The following is a 21,769-nucleotide window of genomic DNA, read 5'->3' as shown; positions in this document are numbered from 1 at the left end:
CTCCTTATGGAAATCACTGCCACCCTCCAAGAGAGACGGAGTTCACTTCCCGGTCGTACCTCGCCATCCGCTGGCCAGTGGCGGGGACAGCAGTAGACTCGTCGCCATGTCATGAGAGCTGCGCGACAGAGCCGTTCGCGGTTCGCCCTACGGCTCTTCCCCGGAGGTCCGATGCGTCGTCAGCGTGATGGCACCGCTGCGATGTACGGCAGGCGCAGCGAGTGCGCGATTCTCGACGATCTTGTCGCGGGCGCACGGGCGGGGCGGAGTCAGGTACTTGTGGTGCGAGGCGGCGCAGGGATCGGCAAGACCGCATTGCTCGACTACGTGGAGACGAGCGCGGCCGGCTGCCGCGTCGCGCGGGTTGCCGGCGTCGAGGCCGAGATGGAGCTTCCCTACGCAGGACTGCATCAGCTCTGCGGTCCGTTCGCTGATCGACTTGACCACCTGCCCGATCCACAACGCATCGCCCTCGGTACAGCCTTCGGCATGAACGCGGCCGGAGCGCCGGATCGTTTCCTGGTCGGACTGGCGGTTTTGGACCTCCTGGCCGACCGCGCCGAGCAGCAACCGCTGGTCTCCCTCATCGACGACGCACAATGGCTCGATCGCGTCTCCGCCCAGACGGTTGCCTTCGTGGCTCGTCGGCTGCTGGCCGAGCGGATCGCGCTTGTCATCGCGATCCGGGCGCCAACCGATGAACTCGACTTCGCCGGCCTCCCCGAGCTGACGATCAATGGCCTGACCGAGGCGGACGCCGGTCGGCTGCTGGACTCGGTGGTCAAGGGCCCCATGGACCCGCGCGTCCGGGATCGGATCATCGCCGAGACCCGCGGCAACCCGCTGGCGCTGCTGGAGTTGCCGCGGGCCTGGACGGCGGCGGAACTCGCTGACGGGTTCGAGGAATCGGACCTGGTCCCGCTGGCCAGTCGCATCGAGCAGATCTTTCTCCAACGCGTATCGACACTCCCGGACGACACCCGGCGCCTGCTCGTCGCCGCGGCGGCCGAACCGCTCGGCGACGCAGAGCTGCTGTGGCGGGCGGCGGGTCTCTTGGGGATCGGCGCAAATGCCGCACAAGCGGCCGAGACGGCGGGATTGATCAAGTTCGGTGCCCGAATCGGGTTCCGCCATCCCTTGGTGCGCGCAGCGGCGTACCGCGCTGCCTCTCCTGAACAGCGCCAGGAGATCCACCGCGCGCTGGCCGAGGCCACCGACGCCGAGATCGATCCGGACCGGCGCGCCTGGCACCGAGCACAGGCAACGCTGACGCCTGACGAAGCGATCGCAGCTGAGCTGGAACGCTCGGCCACCCGAGCGCAATCCCGCGGTGGCCTGCTGGCTGCGGCCGCGCTCCTGGAACGAGCCGCGCGCCTCACGCCCGACCCAGCGCGGCGTGCCCAGCGCGAGCTCGCCGCCGCGTGGCGCAAGCGCGACGGCGGCGCCCTCGAGGCGGCTCTCACCCTTCTCGCCGAGGTCGCGGCCGGCCCGGCCGATGCGTTGCGGGCCGCGGAGATTACGCACCTGCGCGGGCAGCTCGCCTTCGACCAGCGGCGCTCCACCGAAGCCGCTCGACTGCTCCTCGATGCCGCCCCGCACCTCGAGCCGCTCGACCTCGACTTGGCCCGCGAGACGTACCTGGATGCGCTCGCCGCCGCGATCTGGGCCAGCGGGACCGACGCGCCCGACGCGACAGTTGTCGTGGCGGCGGCCGCACGGTCGGCGCCCCCGGCCCGGGGGACGCCACGAGCCATCGACCTCATCCTTGACGCGCTGGCCAGCAGATTCACCGACGGCCACGCGGCATCGGCGCCGCCGCTCGCCCGAGCGCTCACGGCCGTGCGGAGCATCGAGGGCGGCGCCGAGGATGTCGGCCGGCTGCTCTGGCTGGGTGGCAACAGGGTGACGGCCATCCTCGCCACCGAGCTGTGGGATTTCGAGGCGGGACGCGCGCTGGCCGAGCTCCAGGTCCGGCGAGCGCGTGACGCCGGCGCGCTGGTCCAGTTGCAGTTCGCCCTCAACGTGCTCGCGGCCAACAAGCTGCTTGCCGGGCAGGTGACCGACGCCGCCGAGCTGGTCGAGGAAGACCGGATGATCGCCGGCATCACCGGCAACCCACCGGTCGGCTACGCGGCGACGCTGCTGGCTGCCTTGCGCGGAGCCGAAGAGACGGCATCGAGGTTGATCAGGACTGTCCGCGACGAAGCATGGGCACTGGGCCAGGGCCGGATCGTCACGTTCGCCGACTATGCCAGTGCCGTGCTGAGCAACGGCCTCGGGCGTCACGACCTCGCAGTGCCGGCCGCGCGCAGCGTGTTCGACCGCGATGTCGTGGGCGGCTACCAGCTGATGGCGATCTCCGAGCTCGCTGAGGCGGCCTCACGCACCGGCGACACAGCGTTGCTGGTCGCGGCGCATCAGCGGATGTCCGAGCGCGCTCGTGTCACCCCCACCGGCTGGGCGCTGGGCATCGAAGCCAGGCTCCTGGCGCTGCTGGGTGGCGAGGAGGCAGACGCGTCATACCGCGCATCGATCGAGCATCTGGACCGCGCGGGCCTGCGGATGGAGTGGGCCCGAGGACACCTCCTGTACGGCGAGTGGCTGCGACGAAACCGCCGGCGTACCAAGGCCCGGGAACAACTGCGCGCCGCGCACGACATGCTGTCCGCCATGGGGGTGGCCGCGTTCGCCGAACGAGCCCGGCGAGAACTTGCCCTGGTGGGCGTCAAGGTGCCCAGGCGGACGGTCGAGACCACCGAGGAGCTGACCACCCAGGAGTTCCATATCGCACGGCTCGCCCGCGACGGCCTGTCCAACGCGGAGATCGGCACTCGACTCTTCCTCAGCCCACGCACTGTCGAGTGGCATCTCGGCAAGGTCTTCACGAAACTCGGCGTCAACTCGCGCAGGGAGCTGCACGGAGCGGTGCTCGATTTCGCGCCCGACTAGCGGGGGCGCCAACTGGCCGGGGCGCGACCCGGTGCTGACCGGGGTTCGGCCCGGGTGCGGGACAGCCCTCGGGCCGCAAGGGTTGGGCATAGAAACCTTCGCTCGCCGTGGCACTCCGCCCGTCAGGCACCGGACAGGTCTCCCGTGACCGCGAACAAGGAGATTGCTTCGATGGATACGAATGACGTGAACAGTCCGTCGACTGCCAGTCGGCGTCAGTTTCTGGGGGTCGCCGGCGCCGCGGCGCTGGCCGTCGGCGCGACCCAGTTCGGGAACGTCCCGAAGGCCGCGGCCCAGGCGGGGACCGCGCGGACGGGTACGTCGTTCGGTCCGGTGCGGCAGATTGACGCCGGCGTGCTGAACGTGGGGTACGTCGAGGCCGGCCCGGCCGGCGGTGCGCCAGTGATCCTCATGCACGGTTTCCCGTACGACATCCACAGCTACGTCGAGGTGGCGCCGTTGCTGGCGGCCGCCGGCGCTCTGGTCTCCACCAGCGGCTATCTGATCACCAACCTGGCTGCGAACAAACAGCCGCTGCCGGCGAAGCTCGAATGGGCCTGGTGGTATCAGTACTACTTCTCGACCGAGCGTGGTGAACTCGGCCTCACCCAGCACCGCCACGACCTGGGAGAGTTGATGTGGAAGTTCAACTCGCCGACGTGGAACTTCTCCGCAGCGACGTACGAGCAGACCGCGGCTGCCTTCGACAACCCCGACTACGTCAGCATCGTGATCGGCAACTACCGCTGGCGGCTCGGCCTGGCACCGGACGAACCCCGGTACGCACAGCTTGAGAAGCGGCTCCAGCAAGCCCCGGTCATCGGTGTGCCCACCATCACCATCGACGCTGCCTACGATCCGTTCACCGCGGCCCTTGACGGCGCTGCCTACCGTGACAAGTTCTCCGGCCCCTACGAACACCAGGTACTGCAAGTCGGTCACAACGTCCCGCAGGAAGCACCAAAAGCCTTCGCCGACGCCGTCATGCGCGTCGACAGCTTCAAGCGGCGCTAGCCTGAGGAGCACAGTCGGACGTGCGAGGAGTCGCTGATGGCCGGCACGGTGGCAGACGCGATGGTGTCGATGCTGAAGTTGTCGGGGGTACGCCGGATCTACGGCATCCCCGGGGACTCGCTGAACGGCCTGACCGACGCGTTGCGCCGTGATGGCGAGATCGCCTGGGAGCATGTCCGGCACGAGGAGTCAGCGGGTTTCGCTGCTTCCGCGGAGGCGGCGCTGACGGGGGAGTTGGCGGTCTGCGCCGGCAGTTGCGGACCGGGCAATCTGCACCTGATCAATGGACTGTTCGACGCCAACCGCAGTGGCGTCCCGGTGCTGGCGATCGCCGCGCAGATCCCCGCCGAGGAGATCGGCGGGGGCTACTTCCAAGAGACCCATCCGCAGGAGCTGTTCCGCGAATGCAGCGTGTTCTGCGAGCTGGCCAGCGTGCCGGAGCAGGTTCCGCGGCTGCTCGAGATGGCGATGCGGGCAGCATTGCAGCGCGGTGGTGTCGGCGTCGTCGTCGTACCGGGGGAGATCTTCTTGGCCCCTGGCCCGGACCTGGCGCGGTTCGTGCCTGTGCGGCCGGTTCGCGCAGTTGTTCGCCCGGAGAGTGAGTCGCTGACCGCTGCGGCGCGATTGCTCAACCAGGCGAAACGGGTCACCATCTTGGCCGGGGCGGGCTGTGCGGGCGCCCATGATCAGCTGATCGGCCTCGCAGAGACCCTGAAGGCGCCGGTCGTGCACGCGTTCCGCGGCAAGGAGTTCGTCGAGTACGACAATCCGTACGACGTCGGCATGACCGGCCTGATCGGGTTCAGCTCGGGATACCGGGCGATGGAGCATTGCGATCTGTTGGTGATGCTCGGCACCGACTTCCCTTATCGCCCGTTCTATCCCGAAGGCGTCCCGGTGATCCAGGTGGATGTGCGGGGCGAACGGATCGGCCGGAGGGTGCCCGTCCAGGTCCCGCTCGTCGGCACGGTCCGGGACACGGTCGATGCGTTGATGCCATTGCTCGAGGTGCATGCCGATTCGGATCACCTGAACCGGATGACGGCGCATTACCGGCGCGCCCGCACCCGCCTCGACCACCTCGCCAGACCAGGCCGGGACGGATCGCCGCTGCACCCGCAGTTGGTCGCCGCCACCGTCGACCGCCTCGCTGCCGAGAACGCAGTGTTCACGGCCGATGTGGGTACGCCGTGCATCTGGGCCGCGCGCTATCTACGGATGAACGGGGCCCGCCGGCTGATCGGCTCGTTCAACCACGGCAGCATGGCGAACGCACTCCCGCAGGCGATCGGGGCGCAGGCCGGCGAGCGGTCGCGGCAGGTCGTCGCCTTGTCTGGGGACGGCGGCCTCGCGATGTTGCTCGGCGAACTGCTCACCCTGCGCCAGCAGCGGCTGCCGGTGAAGGTCGTGGTCTTCAACAACGCCGCGTTGTCGTTCGTCGAACTGGAGATGAAGGCCGCCGGCATCGTCACCTTCGGCACCGATCTGACGAATCCCGACTTCGCCGGAATCGCCACCGCTGCCGGCCTTTTCGGCGTTCGGGTCGAGACGGCGGACGAGCTCGAAGGGGCGCTGCGTGCCGCGTTCGAGTACGACGGTCCCGCGGTGGTCGACGTACACACCGCCCGCCATGAACTCTCGCTGCCTCCCAAACTCACCTACGGCCAACTCAAGGGCTTCACCCTCTACGCGACCAGAACCATCCTCTCCGGCGGAGCTGACGAACTCCTCGAGCTCGCCAAGACCAACCTCCACGAGCTCGACCGCGAATAACGACGGTTCGGGCCTTGATCGCGCACAGGTAGAGCTTGCCCTTTCGCCCGGCCCGGGCCGCAACCAGTAGCGGACCCGGGACCGGCCGGGGCAGTTCCCGGGCGCGGCCGAGCGGCACGAAACCGGATGGTGGTGCTAGCGGCGCCGAGTCGGCGCAGCGCGGGGCGCGACGCAAGAGAGGAACGTGAGTGAGCATCATCAGAGGTAATCGAGAGCCTGTGGAAGCCGTACGGGGTGGAGGAGGGCTGAGTCGCCGGGGCGTCCTTGGCGGTCTCGCCACTCTCCCCGTCCTGTACGGCGTCGGCTCAGCCACACCAGCTTTGGCCGCCACCGCGACGCGGCCGGGCAGCGTCCCCAAGGCCACTGACGACCTGGTGCGCGGTGTGGAGCGGCGGTTCAACGCCCCGCTGCTCACTCCGGGGACACGTGTGGTGCTGCCGGCGGGCATCAAGGCCGTGGCCATCCGGGATTACTACCGTCATCCGCACCTCGCGTCGGCCGAGTCTGCATGGCCGCGCATGACGGCAACCGACGGCACTACGGTCGACGCTTCGATCGTCCCGGAACGCGGCGCTCCCACCCGTATCGCGATGCTGAGCGGGTTCACCGAGGGCTGGTACGAACTCATTCATGCGAGCGGGCGGGCCGACCGCGTGACGTGGGATGCCCGCAAGCTCCCGTTCCTCTGGCTCTATGGGGAGTTCGGCGCCACGAACGATGCTCCCTACCGCGACCTGTTCTACACGCTCGCGTTGCAGCCGTTCTCCCGCAATCCGTATTCACGCAACCGCGTGGCCGAGTAGGAGCATCATGTCTCACCACTTTGACTACCCAACAGACGAAACGCTGGACATCACCGACGCCTACTGCTTTGCCGGGGCCGGCGACCTCCTCGCGGACAGTCCCGCCCCGCGCACGGTATTCGGGATGAATACCTCGCCGATGGCGGGCCAGCCCTGGAACCCGGCCGGCTATTACGAGCTCAAGATCGACATCAATCGCGACTACGTCGAGGACATCACCTTTCGTGCGACCTTCCCGATCGGCGCCGACGGCACGCAGCACGTGCGAGTAGAGCAGCTCACCGGCCGCGCAGCCACCGACCGCAAGGCCTCGGGCACGATCATCACGCCTCCCAACGCCCCGGTCGGGGAGATCGTCGAATGCCGCAACGGCATCAAGCTCTTCGCCGGACAACGTCTCGACCCGTTCTACAATTTCATCCCCTTCCCCGTCGCGTCGGCGGAAGCGCTGGCCGCCGGCACCTTTCCCGACTTCGACGCTCTGCGTCCGGCGAGTGACTCCTTCGCGAATTCGACCGTCCGGGCCTTCGTGCTCGAGGTCCCGGTGAGGATCACGGGCCGCGGCCCGGTGAACTTCTGGGCGACCACCGCATACTTCGACACGGGGCACAAAACCTGGGTCCAGGTCCAGCGCGCCGCAGAGCCCAACATGACCACCTTCTTCGACTTCGCCCATGGCTCGGCACAGGTCGCCAACTACAACGGCACCGCCCCTACGATCGACCTCGTAGGCAGGCCCCGCCACCCCGCAACCGATCCCGCCTCAGGAATCTGGGGTCAAGTGCGGGACAACATCGCAGCGGTCGTCGAGGCCGGGGGAACCTATGGCGATCCTCCGCACAAGTTCCGCACCGCGCGCGCCTACGGTGCGTGGGCGGCAGACAAGCTGCTGCCGAACGTCATCACGTTCACTCCTGGCACCGTGGCGCTCTGGGACCCCTGGTTCAACAGTCAGAACGGCAAGGGCATCGTCGAGGACATTGCGTCCAACGTCATCAAGATGATCGTGAATCAGGACTTCTCCTCCGGGCTCGAACCGGCGCCGATCCTCGAGTACTTCCCTTACCTCGCCCCGCCGCCGGCCGGCTGACCCGGCAGTCTCGCGGAGAGGAACCCATGACGGGCATCACGGCCGAACGGCAACCGTCGACGTTCACGCAATTCCGCCGCGGTCTCAACCGGCGCGACCGGCGCTCGCTCCGCGGAATGACTGGCTTCATCGTGCTCCTGCACGTGATCGGGTTCGGTGTCCTGTTCGGGTTCGTGGTGCCGCAGCATTACCAGATCGGCGGCGACCACCCGGTGTTCACCATCGGCGTCGGACTGCTCGCCTACACCTTCGGACTCCGGCACGCCTTTGACGCCGACCACATCGCGGCAGTGGACAACACGACCCGCAAACTGCTCGCCGACAACGCCGAGCGGCGGCTGTCCGGCGTGCCGGAGGCGGAGATTCGTAAACCGCTCTCGGTCGGGTTCTGGTTCTCCCTCGGCCATTCGACGATTGTGTTCACACTCGCCCTCTTGCTGTCGCTCGGCGTGCAGGCATTGGCCGGGCCGGTCGAGAGTGACAACTCGATGCTGCATTCGGTGACTGGAACTATCGGCCCGTCCGTCTCCGGCGTCTTTCTCTGGGTGCTCGGAATACTCAACTTCGTTGTCTTCGTGGGCATCATCAAGGTGTTCCGGGAGATGCGCACCGGCGGCTACGACGAGCAGCAACTCGAGGAGCAACTGAACAAGCGCGGCTTCATGAATCGCATCCTCGGTGGTCTGACGAAATCTGTCCGCAAGGCCTGGCATATCTACCCGGTCGGTGTGTTGTTCGGGCTCGGCTTCGACACCGCCACCGAAGTCGGTCTGCTCGTTCTCGCCGGGGGTGCCGCCGCGTTCAGCCTGCCGTTCTACTCGATCCTGGTCCTGCCCGTCCTCTTCGCCGCCGGCATGTGTCTCATGGACAGCGCCGACGGCGTGTTCATGAATGCCGCATACGGCTGGGCATTCGCAAAGCCCGTGCGGAAGGTGTTCTACAACATCACCATCACCGGGATCTCGGTCGCGGTGGCACTGATCATCGGCACGATCGAACTGATCGGCGTGATCGCCGACCAGGCCCACATCACCACCGGACCCCTCTCCGCGATCGCCAACATTCCACTCGACTACGCCGGATACGGAATCGTCGGACTGTTCTTTGCCGCCTGGGTCGTGGCACTCGCCATCTGGAAGTACGGCCATATCGAACAGAAGTGGTCAATCGGCCTTGCTCCCAGTCGAGACGAAGCCGCCGACTGACAGTAACCGCAGCGAGATGGTGGGAAAAATGATGACGCTGAGAAGCCCTGCGGCGACGAGTGCGGCCGCGTTGGCCGGCCTGATGGCGTGCACCTGAAGCCCGATGGTGGTGGCGGCGACGATGAAGGTCAGCGACGTCGCTTGCAGCAGCCCCGCGGCGACGACATCGCGAATGCTGCCCAGGGCGGACAGGTAGAGGACGGCGGGCAGTCCGCGCACGACCAGCAGTGCCAGCAGGAAGAGTGGCACCCGCAGCACCGTGGAGGCGCTCGAGAACAGCACCGACAGGTTGAAGGTGAGCCCGCTGGTGACGAAGAAGACCGGGATGAGGAAGCCGTAGCCGATGGCATCGAGTTTCGGATGGAACAGCGGATGCTTGTGTTCGGCATCCGGGTCCACCAGGCGAAGGATCGCCCCGGCAATGAACGCGCCGAGGATCGCCTCGAATCCTAGACGTGTGGCCAGGGCGCCCAGGCCGACCACGAGCAGCATCGACAGTCGTATCCGGATTTGGGCCGAAGTGTCGGCGAGCCGGTCGATCATCCTTGTGATCCATAAGGATCCCTTCATGATGGGAATGATCAAGCCCAGCGATGTGGCGATCAGAATGATCCCGACGAGCAACGGGCTTTCGACGACACCCGCTCCGTGAAGCACGAAGCCGATGGTCAGAGCGAGCAGCGCGCTCAGACCGAGCGCCAGTCCGGCCAGGCGGGCGCGAGGCCCGCGGAAGTGGCGGACGTCGATCTCCAGACCAGCGAGGAAGAGCAGGAACGCCAGCCCGATCGTCGACAACAGCTGTACCGCCTGGTCAGGTTTCACCAGGCCCAGTACCGCAGGCCCAAGCACGATCCCGGCGACGATCTCCAGCACCGGCCCGGGAACAGCCACCCGCGGCACGGCCGCGAGAATCAACGGCACCGCCGCCGCGACCGCAAGCACGGCGACCAGATTGTCGAAGTTCATCGCGGCCTCCAGGAGGGCTTCGTGTCCTGGCTTCCACGGTTGCGTGCGGCGGAGGTCGCTTGCACCCGTACGACCCCCGGCCCTGCCCTGGTCTGCGGGTCAACCCGGGTACGGCCCGGGGTCTGTACGGGTTCGGTGCACCGCCCAGTAGCGCGACCGTGGTTTCAGTACCAACTTGCAGGCGAGACCGCCCGGCCTCCGGGTCGGCGGGGCGCCGTTAACGGAAGGAATGGATGTTCCATGCCCACAGTCACCGTCGGCCAGGAAAACAGCTCAGCCATCGAGATCTACTACGAGGATCACGGCGCCGGCCAGCCGGTGGTATTGATCCACGGATACCCGCTCAGCGGCCGCGCCTGGGACAAGCAGGTCCCCGTCCTGCTGGACGCCGGGTACCGGGTCATCACCTACGACCGGCGCGGATTCGGCAAGTCCAGCCAGCCGGTCGTCGGCTACGACTACGACACCTTTGCTGCTGACCTGAACACGCTGCTGGAGCACCTGGACCTTCGCGACGCCGTACTCGTCGGGCACTCGATGGGCACCGGGGAGGTCACGCGCTACCTGGGCCACTATGGCTCGGCGCGGGTGGCCAAGGGCGTGCTGGTCTCCCCGATCCCGCCGTACCTGCTGCAAAGCAGCGACAACCCCGACGGGGTACCGCAAAGTGTGTTCGACGGGTTCGCCGAGGCCGCCCGGGCCGATACCCCGGCCTGGATGAAGGGATTCCTGGATCTCTTCTACAACATCGACACCCTCCGCGGCACGCTGATCAGCGACCAGGCCTGGCAGGCCAGCTGGAACCTCGCCGTCACCGCCTCGGCCGCCGCCGCGGTGGCCTGCATCAGCACCTGGGCCACCGACTTCCGCGACGACCTGCCCAAGATCGACGTACCGGTGCTGGTCGTGCAGGGCGACGCGGATCAGGTCCTGCCGCTGGACAAGACCGGCAAGCTGCTGACCGGCCTGATCAAGGACGTGCAGCTGGTCGTCGTCGACGGCGGCCCGCACGCCATCGCCTGGACCCACGCCGCCCAGGTCAACGCCGCCTTGCTGGACTTCCTGCGCAGCTAACTTCGGCTGAGGTGCTTGGTGGAGTGTTTGCCGGTGTACCAGTGCGGCAGGAGAAGCAGTTCGTCTTGTTGCGAGGCCTCATCGACGCGGCTGCGGAGGTAGCGCCTCGCTTCGTCGGAGTCGACGCGAACCCGGGGGCCTCGGCTGCCGTCGGTACGCCGTACAAATGCTCGGCCGTCGCCGTGGTCGAGCCATCGAATGAAATCTGCTGCCGACGACTCTTCCGGATCCCGGCCGCCGGCATCCCACCGCACCGCGAAGATGTTCTCGAGGTCCAAGCCCCCGGCGAGCCCGATCGCAGTCACGTACAAAGTCGTGTAGCTCGCCAGGCTGGACATCGAACCGGTCCTTCCGTCGGTCTCGATTGCATCATGTGCCGGAACGGGCGCTCACGGAAGGTCTCGGCGGCAAGTCCAGGGATGCTTGGCCAGTACGTCGTACGAGCGTCTCAGCGTTGATTACTTCGGTGACGAATTCGCGACGCACAGTGGCTGCCGGCAGCAGCGGCTGATCAGCCAACCATCCGTCGGGGGTGAGGCGGTACGTCTGGCCGACGCACTAGAAACGAGTAGGTCGCAGTTGCGATTGGCCACCTATCGAGGGAATCCCATGGGAAACAAGATCGTTGTGTTGGCAATTTTCGGGGACGAGGCCGCGGCGGATGCCGCTGCGCAGTCAGTCAAAGACTCCGGGCTCGCTAAGCATGATGCGATCGGGGTTCTGGTCCTGAACGAGAAGGGCGAGGTCAAGGCTGAAAAGGTCGGCAAACGCAGCACTGGCAAGGGAGCGGGGATCGGTCTGGCGCTGGCATTGTTCACCCCCGTCGGCCTCGCTGTCGGAGTAGTCGGTGGTGGACTCGTCGGTGCGCTGCACCACAAGGGGCTCGGAATGGACAAGGCCGCCCGTGAACGCCTCGGATCCGCGCTCACCGATGGCAAGGCCGCCGTCGGAGTGCTGGCGCCGGTCACTGAAGCGCCCGCGGTGTCGGACAAGCTGACAGAGCTGGGCGGTACGTCGGAGTCGCACACAGTCACCGACGAGGATCTCGAGGAAGCCAACGAGGCCGCGCCTGCCGCGTCCTAGCCGCGCCCCCTGGAGCCGATCGCGGCCACGGTCCGCGACGCGGGCCGTGGCCGGCCGGATGGTTGCGTTGGGCAATTGGGTCAGCGGAAGGCGGGAGGACCGCCCTCGAGCGACCGGCGGGTTGCGTCGTCGTCGGCGAAGAAGTTCGGCACCTTGTCTTCGGCGTCGTAGTAGCGGTGGAAGACCGGGGTCTGCGATCCGGACATCGGCGGCACGATCCAGGTCCAGTCGGCAGGGCAACGGCGGCCCGCCCGCTCCTCCCGCTCGAGGTGGATGAGGAATCTGCGGGACTCGGTGTGGTGGTCGGTGATAGTCACGCCATTCACCCGGAACGAGTGCAGTACCGCACGGTTGATCTCGACCAAGGACCGGTCTCGCCACAGGGTCGCCTCGTCCGAGGTGTCCAGCCCCATCCGTTCCGCAACCTCCGTAACGAGGGCGTAGCGGTCGCCGTCGCCGAAGTTGCGGGCCCCGATCTCCGTGCCCATGTACCACCCGTTGAAGGGTGCGGCCGGGTAGGAGACACCGCCGATCTCCAGTCGGTTGTTGCTGATCACGGGGACCGCGTGCCACCGCATACCGAGGTCGGCGAACCACGTCAGCTCGGGGTGCTCGAGCGGGACCTCGTGAACCGCGTGTCCGGGGAGCTGGAACATCCGCGGTCCCTCCTCGGCGGTCTCCACGACGAGCGGGAGCACGTCGAAGGCTCCCGTGCGCTCGGGCGGCCGCCATCCGCGCCGGATGAGTTCGCTGGTGAAGGTCCGGTAGCGAGGGTCCCCGAGGACACCCCCGTCCGGCTGCTCGTACCCGGCGTACCGGATGAGTTGCTCGTTCCAGATCCTGGGAGCGGGCCGGGACGGGGCCTCGGGAGCGAACACGCTGATCATCGGCCGGATCTTTCCGCCGTTGTGAGCCAGCCGCAGGTGGTCGAAGCAGTGCGCGGCGACGCGGCCGGCGTCGGAGACGGTCCTCAGATCGCGCACCTGCAGGCTGCGCCAGTACAGCCGGCCGATGCACCGTGCGTTGTTACGCCACGCGACGCGAGCGCCGAAAGCCAGCTCCTCTGCGGTGTGCCAGTACGTGCCGGTCATGTCGATCTCGCGCGCCACCGCGGCGATCCGCGGCCCGGACGGCCCCGCGTGGGGGTTCTCGGCATGAAAGAGCTGGAGGAACTCCTCGGCCGCGGCTCGAATCGCCGCGATGTCCGTACTCCCGGGCTTCCACTCGTGCTCGGGCTCGGGTTCGGGCTCAGGCTCGGGCAGGCTCACTGTGTATCCGGCCGTCGGATGTGACTCGCGGCCCGTACGGCGCCTGGACGTCGCCCGGACCCGTCCGGGACCCGGTGACCCCGGACGGCCCATCCGTCGGCCCTTGCCCGGCCGGCCGGCGTCGATCCGGAGCACATGGTCTTCGGCCTGGGCGGCGACGAGGTAGCCGAGGCAGATCCGAACGCCCAGGAAGAGCAGTGCCAGTCCCACGACGCTCAGCACGACCGTCGTGCGGCTGGTCGGCACGTTCCAACTCAGTTCGAGCACGCTGACGGCGGCTCCGGGCACGGCCAGTACGACGACTGCGAGCGGGAGGGCCATCAGCCGGCGATTCCAGGCCGCCGGCTGGTCGGCCGCGAACGTGTGGACCGGGCAGCGCTCTTGGTGTTGCGTCTTCATGTCAACTCCCTCGGGGGCGGAACCGCGGGAACCGGGATGGTCGGCTGCGAATCGCTCACGCCGTGCACGGGCGCCGTTATGGCCGGTCCGAGCCCGGCGCCTTCGGACCGCGCCCGTTCGCCAAGTGGGTCGGCCAGTTGTTCAAGTCGGCGAACAAGGGATCGATCTCGTGCGGCGCCACGGAACGCGGCTCGCCGGACAGCGGCTGACCGGACTGCGGCTCGCCTCCGAGCCGCTCGACCTCGGTGGCGAACGAGTCGATGGCAGACTTCATCTGCGCCTGGGCTGTCCGTGCATACGATCGAATCTGCTCCCCGGCCGTGTCCATGGCCGCCGAGACGATCTGGCGCTCGTGTGCGCGGGCCTGGCTGAGGCGCTCGCGCGCGTCCCGGCTGACCTCCTCGACCATCTCCTCGGCCACCAGTTGTGCCTGGCTGAACAGTTGGACGACCTGTTCGTTCACGCGGTCGCCGACCTGCTCGTACTCGTCCAGCTCCGTCTGCACGCGCCGCAGCTCTGCCTGCGTGCGCTGCACCTCCGCCTTGAGACGTTCGTTCTCGGCCCGGCTCGCTTTGAGCTGTCCTTCCGTGGCCTGCACCTGGTCGGCCAGCAGGTCGAGGTAGCCGTACACCTTGTCGGCGTCGAGACCCCGCATCCGGCGCTGGAACGTCTCGTCCCGGATCGAATCGGGTGTCTGGTAGCGCGGGGAGTCGTGGCGGTGCTGGGGGTTCGTCACTGGTGTTCTCCCGACCTGGTCAGCGCCGGCGGACCGGTGTGTTCGTCCGCGGCTGCGTAGTAGAAGTGCTCGTACTTGATGTGCTCGGGCGGCAGGCCGGCGGCGGCCAGCCGCTCCAGCGTGTGCGCGACCATCTGGGGGCCGCCGCACACCATCGCCAGGCGCCCGTGCACCTCCTGCCGGGCCGCGACCGTGCCGACCTTCCCCCGCGTCCCGGGATAGGACGGGTCGTCCGACACGACCTCCGTGTAGTCGAACCACGGCCGCTTCTCGGCCAGGTCCCGCAACCGGGGCCGGTCGTACAGGTGCCAGGCCATCCGTACGCCGTGGAGCAGGTGGACCCGGGGAGCGGTGTGCGACCGTTGCCATTCGAGGTCGATCTGTTCGAGGACCGCGAGGAGCGGGGCGAGACCAGTTCCGCCGGCGACCATCAGAAGGTCCGTCGTGTCTTCGTCGCGCCGGGTCAGGCGCTCACCGACCGGCGCGCCCAGCTTCACGGTGTCGCCGACCTTCAGGGACCGCACCACGGCCGGGCTCACCTGTCCACCGTCGATCTGCTGGACGTGCAGGTCGATGGAGCCGTCCCGGCGCGGGGCGTTGGCGGGGCTGAAGTACCGCCACTGCCGAGGGCGTTGGGGGATCTCCATGGACAACGACTGGCCGGGGAGGAACTGGAACGCGTGCCTGGGCCGGACCGTCATGAGGGTCAGGTCCATGGTCCTCCGCTCGACCGAGACCACGTCGGCGTCCCACCAGTCGGGAGCGGACTCCGAGGACGTCTCCGCCGCCTCGACCATGATCCGCGCGATCACCTGGTAGGCCGCGGTCCAGTGTGCGGCCAGCTCCTCGTCCCACTCGGAGCCCAAGAAGTGTTTCAGGGTCGCGCACAGCGAGGCGCCGACGACGTTGTAGTGCTCCGCGAGTACGGCGTACTTGCGGTGATCGCGGCCGAGGTGTTGCAGGAAGGCCGCATCGTTCTCGATCTGGTCGGCGTGGCTGACGATCCTGCCGAGCGCGCTGACGAACTTGTCCCGCTGATTCGACATGGACAACGGGAACATCGATCGCACCTGGGGATGGGACACGAAGAGATGCGAGTAGAAGTACAGCGGTACCTGTTCTCCATGCTTCGTGACCTGATCCCAGCTGCGCTGTAAGGCGTATCCGTCCATCGACTTCGCTATCTGGCTCGAGGGAGCAGACCCTCGAACGAAGTGGGCGGTCTATCAGCGGGCACGATGTACTGCAGGTCGTCGGCCGTTCGAGCCGACGGGAACTGCGTTGACAAAGGGTTTCCTCCCAGTCCAGACCCCGAGTCTTTTCCAGTGCTCCGTCTTACTGGCGACCAACCTACCCCGGCCCGGCGAGCTGAAACCGCTGCGTCTCGAATAAGGTCGTGCCGAACTTCTCGGTGGGGCTCGGTTCTCCTGTCTAGACCAACGCCTGGACTTAAGGTTGCCAATGGCAACTATCTGCTGACCGAAGCTCCGTGAGGCGTCAGCCTCCGGCGATCATCGTCGAGCCGCGTCGAGAGGCAAACCCGCAGGCCAGATGCGGATTCGTGGCGCCACCACAAGCGTGAAGCCAACGTGGCCGGCTCGCGCCGACGTTCGACTGGGTGGCTCGCCTCGACGTGCCGGGGCCTTGACCTGCGCCGCGCCGGCCAACCTACGGCAGTGGCTTCACTGTGTGAAAGCCCACTTTGGCGCTGTGTGCTGAAGCACGTCAGCAATCAATCGATTGACAGTGACGCACGCGCGCAAGAACCCAAGGTCTCGGTCGAGATACCGAGAAACCGGTCTCGTCTCAAGCGAGCCCCGATGAAGGAGTTCTGATGCGCGCTTCCCCATTCTGACGTTCGTCGCCGCAGCCGCCGCGCTTGTCGTCGGCGCGGCGGGATGTGGGTCCGGTGACGACAACGGATCAAGCTCCGGGGCCGCTACGAGTGGCTCTGCCTCGCCATCGCTGTCCGGCAACATCACGGTCTTCGCGGCGGCATCGCTGACAGAGTCCTTCACCGAGCTGGGTAAGCAGTTCGAGAGCTCCAACCCGGGGACCAAGGTGACGTTCAGCTTCGCCGCGAGTTCGGCTCTGGCGACGCAGATCAACTCGGGCGCGCCGGCTGACGTGTTCGCCTCGGCCAGTCAGAAGAACATGGATCAGGTGGTCACGGCAGGGGCGCGTCCGGCGACAAGGTGTTCGCGAAGAACGTGATGGAGATCGCGACTCCGCCGGCCAATCCGGCCAATGTTGCCTCGATCAACGATCTGGCGAAGTCGTCGGTGAAGACGGCGCTGTGTCAGCCGCAGGTGCCGTGCGGATCGGTGGCTCAGGCGGTGTTCACCAACGCGAACGTCACCGTCAAGCCGGTTACTCTCGAGCCGGACGTCAAGTCCGTGCTGACCAAGGTGCAGCTCGGTGAGGTGGACGCGGGGATGGTCTATGTCACTGATGTCAAGGCGGCCGGCGACAAAGTCAAGGGCGTCCAGATCCCCAATGACATCAACGCCTCCACCGACTATCCGATCGCGGCGCTGACCAAGAGCGGCAACGCCGCCCTCGCCTCCGCGTTCGTGGACTTCGTGCTGTCACCGGCGGGTGAGAGCGTGCTGTCCGCGGCCGGCTTCCAGGCACCGTGACGTCGTCCACGTGACGTTGATCGTGCGTGCTCCGTGGGGGGAGCTGTGGTCTGTCCTGAGGGGCTCGAACGCATCCCAGGCGCTGCGACTTTCGCTGTGGACGTGCACCGTCGCGACCGGGGTCTCGCTGGCTATCGGTGTCCCGCTGGCCTGGGTCCTCGCTCGGGCGGACTTCCCCGGTCTGCGGCTGTTGCGGGCCCTGGTCACCTTGCCGCTTGTCCTGCCACCGGTCGTGGGTGGCGTCGCGCTGCTGCTGGCGTTCGGCCGCAACGGATTCATCGGTCGCTACCTCGACCAGTGGTTCGGGCTCACCATCCCGTTCACCCCGATCGCAGTCGTGATGGCGGAGACGTTCGTCGCGATGCCGTTCCTCATCGTCACCGTCGAAGGCGCGCTGCGGTCGGCGAATCTCGGGTTCGAGGAGGCGGCGGCCACGCTCGGGGCAACCCGGATGACCGTGTTCCGCCGGATCACAGTTCCGCTGGTGGCACCGTCTCTGGGCGCGGGCGCCGTGTTGTGCTGGGCTCGCGCGCTCGGCGAGTTCGGCGCGACGATCACGTTCGCCGGCAGCTTTCCGGGGCGGACCCAGACGATGCCGATCGAGGTGTACTACGCGCTGGAATCCGATCCGGATGCCGCGATCGTACTCAGCCTTGTGCTGCTCCTGGTGTCCGTCATCGTCCTCACCACTCTGCGAGACAGATGGCTGCGCAGCGGAACGGCCCAGTGACCTCCTCGGCCAGAGGGCTCGACGTCAACGCGGAGGTAAGCCGCGGTGCCTTCACACTGAGGGTTGCCTTCACCGCCGCGGCCGGCGAGGTCCTCGGCATCCTCGGGCCGAACGGCTCCGGCAAGTCGACCCTCCTCAACGCGATCGCCGGACTGGTGCCGGTGTCCACAGGTCGCATCCGCCTCGACGGCTGGGTGGTCGACGACGCCGCAACCGGAGCGTTCCTGGAAGCCGCGGACCGTCCGGTCGGCTTCGTGTTCCAGAACTACCGGCTGTTCCCTCACATGAGCGTGCTCGAGAACGTCGCGTTCTCGCCGCGGGCGCGCGGCGTCAGCAAGCACGAGGCCCGGACCACGGCTGCTGCCTGGCTCCGTCGCCTAGGACTTTCCGATTTCGCCGGCCGTCGACCGGCCGACCTGTCCGGAGGACAGGCTCAACGGGTGGCGCTCGCCCGCGCGCTGGCGGGAAACCCGGCCCTGCTGTTGCTCGACGAGCCGCTGTCGGCTCTGGATGCCCGGACCCGGATCGATGTCCAGACTGAACTCAACCGCCACTTGCGCGACTTCGCCGGCCCTTGTCTGCTGGTCACGCACGACCCGCTGGAGGCGCTCGTCCTCGCGGATCGTCTCCTGGTGCTCGAGGGAGGGAGGATCGTGCAGGAGGGCACACCAGCCGAGGTCGCCAGCCGGCCCGCCACCGAGTACGTCGCCAAGCTTGTCGGGCTGAACCTCTACGCCGGCCACGTGGACGGGCCTGAGGTCAGGTTGCGCGGCGGCGGGACGTTCGTCGTGCCAGATCACGGCCAGCACGGCGAGGTGCTCGTGGCGCGGCGGCCCTCGGCGGTGGTCGTCAGCACGGAGCAATCTCAACCAGCGCGCGGAACTGTTGGCCGGCCAGCGTCGTCGGACTCACGTTGCTCACAGACCGGGTCCGTATCGACTTCGACGGCGCGCCGTCGGCCCTGGTCGACGTCACCCCGGCCGCCGTCTCCGAACTCCAGCTGAGCTCCGGGCGCCAGGTGTGGCTTACTGCCAAAGCCACGGACCTCGAGGTCTACAGCTGATATGTAGGGACCTCTTGTCAATGGGCAGGTTGAGGCGCCCGTCCCGGACGGTGTTCGGGGCGGGCGCCTCTTGGCTTTGTCGGCTGGTGTGGTGGTGAGCGTGTCGTTGGCGACGCGCGGTCAGACTGATATGCGCGGGTTGGTTACCGCAGGACGGGGTGTTCGGCAGGAGCGGGTCCGCGTGTCTAGGATCGAGCGTCGCCCGGCGCGGTGGCCGGGTTGCTCATAGCTGTATCGCGGGTCGCTCCACGCGCTGCTTCCACCACGGGTGGTCGACGAAGCCGGCTTGTGGGATCTACTCCTCGAGCACGGCCAGGGACCAGCACCAGCCGGCCAGCTCGCGGGCGATGGCGACGTTGGCGACCACGTGGCGCTTACGACGGGTCCGGAAAGCGTCCCAGCGATCGTGCAGTCGCCGGTTGCCGGCGTCGCCGCGGGCACGGGCGGCCGGCGGTGCGAGTTCCCATCGGTCGCGCATGGTCTTGCCGGCCACGTAGCGGGCGCGGTGGTGCCAGGCCGCTTCGATGAGGAGCCGGCGGACGTGGGTGTTGCCGGTCTTGGTGATCGATCCTTGGACCCGGGACTGGCCGGAGGAGTACTCCGAGGGGACCAGGCCGACGAAGGATCCGATGGTGTTTCCGGTGAACCGGTGCCAGTCGCCGATCTCGACCGTCAGCGCGAACCCGGTCAGGGCACCGACCCCGCGCAGACAGCCAAGCCGATGGACCAAGGGTGTGAACTGGCTGTCGGCGGCCATCGCCGTGATCGCGGTATCGAGGCGGTCGCGGCGGGCCTGGACGGCCAGGACGGCATCGTAGTCGGACTCGAACGTCAGCTGCAGCGCAGGCGAGTCGAACCGCTGACCTCGCAGCCACGCGTCGTGCGCACCGGTCCATGCCTGCCCACCGGAGTAGACGATGCCTTGGCGCAGCAAGAGCTTGGACAGCCGGTGCCGGGCACGCATCAGATCCGCGCGGGCGTCTTCGCGGGCCCGGACCAGATCCCGGGCGGTCTCTTGTTCCACGGTCGGGACCGACACCGGCGTGAACTCGTCCAGCCGCAACAGCCGGGCCAGATGCACCGCGTCCTTCGCGTCGGTCTTGACCCGATCACCGCTGGGTCGCTGCAGCTTGCTCGGCGCGACCACCTCGCAGCGGATCCCGGCCGCGGTCAGTGACCTTGCCAGCCCGAACCCGGTCGGGCCGGCCTCATAGGCCACCGCCACCGGGCCCGGCAGATCACCCAACCAGGACCGGATGTGCTCATGCGACGGAGTCAGCCTCGCCCGGACGAGCTCACCCGTCACGCCATCGATCGCCGCCGCGACAACCGATCGGGCGTGCACATCCAGCCCCACACTCGTACGCTCGACAAACACCGGGGCCTCCCACAAATGTCGGATAGGCCGAGCAGGCAGCCCCTACTCGGTAACCCACGAATGTTGTGAGCGAGGCCCCGGCCCGCAACCCCGTCACGACGACGGCGTCACTACATACCGTCTATCCGGACCCGGCACTCAGCTGTCAGCGACGAGAATGACATCCGAGGCCTTGATGAGGGCCGTGACGGTGCTGCCTTCCGCAAGGCCGAGGTCGTTCACCGCCTCGACGGTGATCGACGCCACGAGACGGACCCCGTTGGCATCAAGCTCGACGTTCGCGATCGCCTCGCCTCGGGTGATACCGGTGACTCGCGCGGGGATCTGGTTGCGTGCGCTGATCTTCATGCGCCTGAGTGTAGTGACGGCCTCCCGGATCGGCCGTTTCGTTGCTGGATCTCCAGGTGCTCGCAACCGTGGTCGGCGGTCAGGTGGAGTACTGCGCCGACAGCGCACTGTGCTGGCTACGAGGCGGATTCTTGGTGGGCTCGGGTGAGGGCGTCGACCAGCTCGTTGAGCACTTGCTCGCTCGAGCCGAAGGTGAGGCGGACGTGGGTGTCGGGGGCGTGCATGTCGGCGCCGCGGATCGTCGCGATGCCGTGGCGCAGAAGAGTGCGGTCGATGTCGGCCGGCGTCTTGCCGAGGCGAGAGCAGTCGGCGAGCAAGAAGGCGCCGGCGGCGGGTCGCGCGGGATCGGGGAGGCCGCTCGCCGCGATGCCATCGCAGACGAGGTCCCGCTTGGCCTGGTACGTCGAAAGCGCGCGGTCGAGCCAGTCGCGTGGCCCGGTGAGGGTAGCGACCGCGGCCCGTTGCGGAACCACGCCGCAACACACCGCCTCCCATTGGAGGCGGCGCTCGAGCGCGTCGATGATGGCCGGCGGCGCTACGACATAGCCGAGACGCCAGGTCGCGAGTGCGTAGTACTTGCTGAGACTGGTGATGGTGACGATGTGCGGCCAGCGGTCGGCGAAGGCCTCTACGGGTTGGTAGTGGCGACCGTCGTACGTGAAGTGCTGCCAGGAGTCGTCGGAGACGACGAGGAGCCGGTGGCGCGCGGCGATGTCGACCACCGCCGCGATGGTCGCGGCGTCGGGCAGGTAGCCCGTCGGGTTGTTCGGGTTGCACAGGAGGATCGCGCGGCTGTGCGGCGTGATGGCGGCCTCCAGCCGGGCGGGGTCGAGCGCCCAGCCGTCGCCCTCGAGAGACGGGACGTACGCCGGCGTCGCGCCGGATTCGCGGATGAGGCCGTCGAAGAAGAAGGTAGGCGTCGGGACGATGACCTCGTCGCCCGGAGCGAGCACGGTGCGCAGGACGAGGGAGAGGCCGTGCATCGCTCCGTGGGTGATGAGCAGGCGACGATCGGGATCGACGCGGAGGCCGTGGTCGCGCCTGAGTTCGGCGGCGATCGCCATCCGCAACTCGGGGAGACCACGGCTGTTGCGTGGGTCGGGCTGGTCCATCGCGTCCGCGACCGCCTGCCGTACATGCGCCGGCATGGGCAGCACCGGGGCGCCCACAAGCGGGAGGACCCGCACACCGTCGTGGGTGCTTCGTGCCGCGCGGTCGCGCGCGCTCATCGCACCCATGGTCGGGAGGTCG

20 protein-coding genes and 1 pseudogene are annotated in these 21,769 nt (G+C 67.7%); 13 read left to right on the top strand and 8 right to left on the bottom strand.

The features are described from left to right. Positions 1-111 precede the first annotated feature (111 nt). The 6 genes from ACXC9Q_RS05850 to nicT all read left to right on the top strand — a co-directional run bounded on the left by ACXC9Q_RS05850 (position 112) and on the right by nicT (position 8,834). Complete coding sequence (locus ACXC9Q_RS05850) at positions 112-2,949, top strand: helix-turn-helix transcriptional regulator (protein WP_457055435.1); 2,838 nt, start codon at positions 112-114, stop codon at positions 2,947-2,949. 171 nt (positions 2,950-3,120) lie between these two features. Continuing rightward, positions 3,121-3,963, top strand: coding sequence for an alpha/beta hydrolase (locus ACXC9Q_RS05845; protein WP_457055434.1), 843 nt, complete (start codon positions 3,121-3,123; stop codon positions 3,961-3,963). Between the two features lie 36 nt (positions 3,964-3,999). After that, positions 4,000-5,736: a ubiquinone-dependent pyruvate dehydrogenase gene (gene poxB / locus ACXC9Q_RS05840; protein ID WP_457055433.1), complete on the top strand. Its 1,737-nt coding sequence runs from the start codon at positions 4,000-4,002 to the stop codon at positions 5,734-5,736. Between the two features lie 320 nt (positions 5,737-6,056). Next, positions 6,057-6,539 carry a hypothetical protein gene (locus ACXC9Q_RS05835; RefSeq protein ID WP_457055432.1) on the top strand — a complete coding sequence of 161 codons (483 nt, stop codon included), beginning with the start codon at positions 6,057-6,059 and terminating at the stop codon, positions 6,537-6,539. A gap of 7 nt (positions 6,540-6,546) precedes the next feature. Next, positions 6,547-7,629 (top strand): hypothetical protein, encoded by a 1,083-nt coding sequence (locus ACXC9Q_RS05830; protein WP_457055431.1) that lies wholly within the window; start codon positions 6,547-6,549, stop codon positions 7,627-7,629. Positions 7,630-7,664: 35 nt separating this feature from the next. Then, entirely contained in the window at positions 7,665-8,834 is a 1,170-nt protein-coding gene (gene nicT / locus ACXC9Q_RS05825) for a Nickel transporter NicT (protein WP_457055767.1), read from the top strand. Here the strand turns inward: nicT and ACXC9Q_RS05820 are convergent. Next, positions 8,793-9,800, bottom strand: a complete 1,008-nt coding sequence (locus ACXC9Q_RS05820; RefSeq protein ID WP_457055430.1) for a cation:proton antiporter — start codon at positions 9,798-9,800, stop codon at positions 8,793-8,795. The genes nicT and ACXC9Q_RS05820 overlap by 42 nt on opposite strands. Before the next feature lie 240 nt (positions 9,801-10,040). Here ACXC9Q_RS05820 and ACXC9Q_RS05815 point away from each other — a divergent pair, with 240 nt between their 5' ends. Further along, entirely contained in the window at positions 10,041-10,874 is an 834-nt protein-coding gene (locus ACXC9Q_RS05815; RefSeq protein WP_457055429.1) for an alpha/beta fold hydrolase, read from the top strand. On the opposite strand, the gene ACXC9Q_RS05810 is transcribed toward ACXC9Q_RS05815, so the two are convergent. After that, on the bottom strand, positions 10,871-11,212 hold the full coding sequence (locus tag ACXC9Q_RS05810; protein ID WP_457055428.1) for a hypothetical protein: 342 nt from the start codon (positions 11,210-11,212) through the stop codon (positions 10,871-10,873). The two genes, ACXC9Q_RS05815 and ACXC9Q_RS05810, sit on opposite strands and share 4 nt — an antisense overlap. 292 nt (positions 11,213-11,504) lie before the next feature. On the opposite strand from ACXC9Q_RS05810, the gene ACXC9Q_RS05805 reads away from it, so the two are divergent. Then, positions 11,505-11,957: a DUF1269 domain-containing protein gene (locus ACXC9Q_RS05805; RefSeq protein WP_457055427.1), complete on the top strand. Its 453-nt coding sequence runs from the start codon at positions 11,505-11,507 to the stop codon at positions 11,955-11,957. 80 nt (positions 11,958-12,037) lie between these two features. Here the strand turns inward: ACXC9Q_RS05805 and ACXC9Q_RS05800 are convergent, their stop codons facing one another. From ACXC9Q_RS05800 to ACXC9Q_RS05790, 3 genes are all read right to left on the bottom strand, one after another. Next, on the bottom strand, positions 12,038-13,624 hold the full coding sequence (locus ACXC9Q_RS05800) for a nitric oxide synthase oxygenase (RefSeq protein WP_457055426.1): 1,587 nt from the start codon (positions 13,622-13,624) through the stop codon (positions 12,038-12,040). Positions 13,625-13,700: 76 nt separating this feature from the next. Beyond that, positions 13,701-14,360: a DivIVA domain-containing protein gene (locus ACXC9Q_RS05795; protein ID WP_457055425.1), complete on the bottom strand. Its 660-nt coding sequence runs from the start codon at positions 14,358-14,360 to the stop codon at positions 13,701-13,703. Beyond that, entirely contained in the window at positions 14,357-15,421 is a 1,065-nt protein-coding gene (locus ACXC9Q_RS05790; RefSeq protein ID WP_457055424.1) for a globin domain-containing protein, read from the bottom strand. Before ACXC9Q_RS05790 ends, ACXC9Q_RS05795 begins: the two co-directional genes overlap by 4 nt. A gap of 787 nt (positions 15,422-16,208) precedes the next feature. Between ACXC9Q_RS05790 and modA (ACXC9Q_RS05785) the strand changes: the two genes are divergently transcribed. The 5 genes and pseudogenes from modA (ACXC9Q_RS05785) (at position 16,209) to ACXC9Q_RS05765 (ending at position 18,792) form a co-directional block, all read left to right on the top strand. Further along, on the top strand, positions 16,209-16,574 hold the full coding sequence (gene modA, locus ACXC9Q_RS05785) for a molybdate ABC transporter substrate-binding protein (RefSeq protein ID WP_457055766.1): 366 nt from the start codon (positions 16,209-16,211) through the stop codon (positions 16,572-16,574). Next, a complete protein-coding gene (gene modA, locus ACXC9Q_RS05780; RefSeq protein ID WP_457055423.1) occupies positions 16,556-16,999 on the top strand; it encodes a molybdate ABC transporter substrate-binding protein in 444 nt (147 codons plus the stop codon). The genes modA (ACXC9Q_RS05785) and modA (ACXC9Q_RS05780) overlap by 19 nt, the downstream gene beginning before the upstream one ends. A gap of 10 nt (positions 17,000-17,009) precedes the next feature. Continuing rightward, positions 17,010-17,729 (top strand): ABC transporter permease, encoded by a 720-nt coding sequence (locus ACXC9Q_RS05775; RefSeq protein WP_457055422.1) that lies wholly within the window; start codon positions 17,010-17,012, stop codon positions 17,727-17,729. Continuing rightward, positions 17,702-18,169: pseudogene (locus ACXC9Q_RS05770) on the top strand (ATP-binding cassette domain-containing protein); the annotation flags it as partial. The gene ACXC9Q_RS05775 and the pseudogene ACXC9Q_RS05770, both read left to right, overlap by 28 nt. Before the next feature lie 473 nt (positions 18,170-18,642). After that, a complete protein-coding gene (locus ACXC9Q_RS05765) occupies positions 18,643-18,792 on the top strand; it encodes a TOBE domain-containing protein (protein WP_457055421.1) in 150 nt (49 codons plus the stop codon). A gap of 295 nt (positions 18,793-19,087) precedes the next feature. Here the strand turns inward: ACXC9Q_RS05765 and ACXC9Q_RS05760 are convergent, their stop codons facing one another. The 3 genes from ACXC9Q_RS05760 to ACXC9Q_RS05750 form a co-directional block, all read right to left on the bottom strand. Next, positions 19,088-20,170, bottom strand: coding sequence for an IS110 family RNA-guided transposase (locus tag ACXC9Q_RS05760; RefSeq protein WP_457055420.1), 1,083 nt, complete (start codon positions 20,168-20,170; stop codon positions 19,088-19,090). 138 nt (positions 20,171-20,308) lie between these two features. Further along, complete coding sequence (locus tag ACXC9Q_RS05755) at positions 20,309-20,518, bottom strand: TOBE domain-containing protein (protein WP_457055419.1); 210 nt, start codon at positions 20,516-20,518, stop codon at positions 20,309-20,311. A gap of 116 nt (positions 20,519-20,634) precedes the next feature. Next, a complete protein-coding gene (locus ACXC9Q_RS05750) occupies positions 20,635-21,747 on the bottom strand; it encodes a pyridoxal phosphate-dependent aminotransferase (protein WP_457055418.1) in 1,113 nt (370 codons plus the stop codon). Positions 21,748-21,769: the final 22 nt, after the last annotated feature.

This window comes from Kribbella sp. CWNU-51, assembly GCF_054073265.1.
This window is presented reverse-complemented; position numbering and strand designations above follow the sequence as displayed.

Coding starts and splice junctions, on each gene's coding strand:
- ACXC9Q_RS05850 (WP_457055435.1), top strand. CDS start 112: ATGAGAGCTGCGCGACAGAGCCGTTCGCGGTTCGCCCTACGGCTCTTC.
- ACXC9Q_RS05845 (WP_457055434.1), top strand. CDS start 3,121: ATGGATACGAATGACGTGAACAGTCCGTCGACTGCCAGTCGGCGTCAG.
- poxB (WP_457055433.1), top strand. CDS start 4,000: ATGGCCGGCACGGTGGCAGACGCGATGGTGTCGATGCTGAAGTTGTCG.
- ACXC9Q_RS05830 (WP_457055431.1), top strand. CDS start 6,547: ATGTCTCACCACTTTGACTACCCAACAGACGAAACGCTGGACATCACC.
- ACXC9Q_RS05820 (WP_457055430.1), bottom strand. CDS start 9,800: ATGAACTTCGACAATCTGGTCGCCGTGCTTGCGGTCGCGGCGGCGGTG.
- ACXC9Q_RS05815 (WP_457055429.1), top strand. CDS start 10,041: ATGCCCACAGTCACCGTCGGCCAGGAAAACAGCTCAGCCATCGAGATC.
- ACXC9Q_RS05810 (WP_457055428.1), bottom strand. CDS start 11,212: ATGTCCAGCCTGGCGAGCTACACGACTTTGTACGTGACTGCGATCGGG.
- ACXC9Q_RS05800 (WP_457055426.1), bottom strand. CDS start 13,624: ATGAAGACGCAACACCAAGAGCGCTGCCCGGTCCACACGTTCGCGGCC.
- ACXC9Q_RS05790 (WP_457055424.1), bottom strand. CDS start 15,421: ATGTTCCCGTTGTCCATGTCGAATCAGCGGGACAAGTTCGTCAGCGCG.
- ACXC9Q_RS05755 (WP_457055419.1), bottom strand. CDS start 20,518: ATGAAGATCAGCGCACGCAACCAGATCCCCGCGCGAGTCACCGGTATC.
- ACXC9Q_RS05750 (WP_457055418.1), bottom strand. CDS start 21,747: ATGAGCGCGCGCGACCGCGCGGCACGAAGCACCCACGACGGTGTGCGG.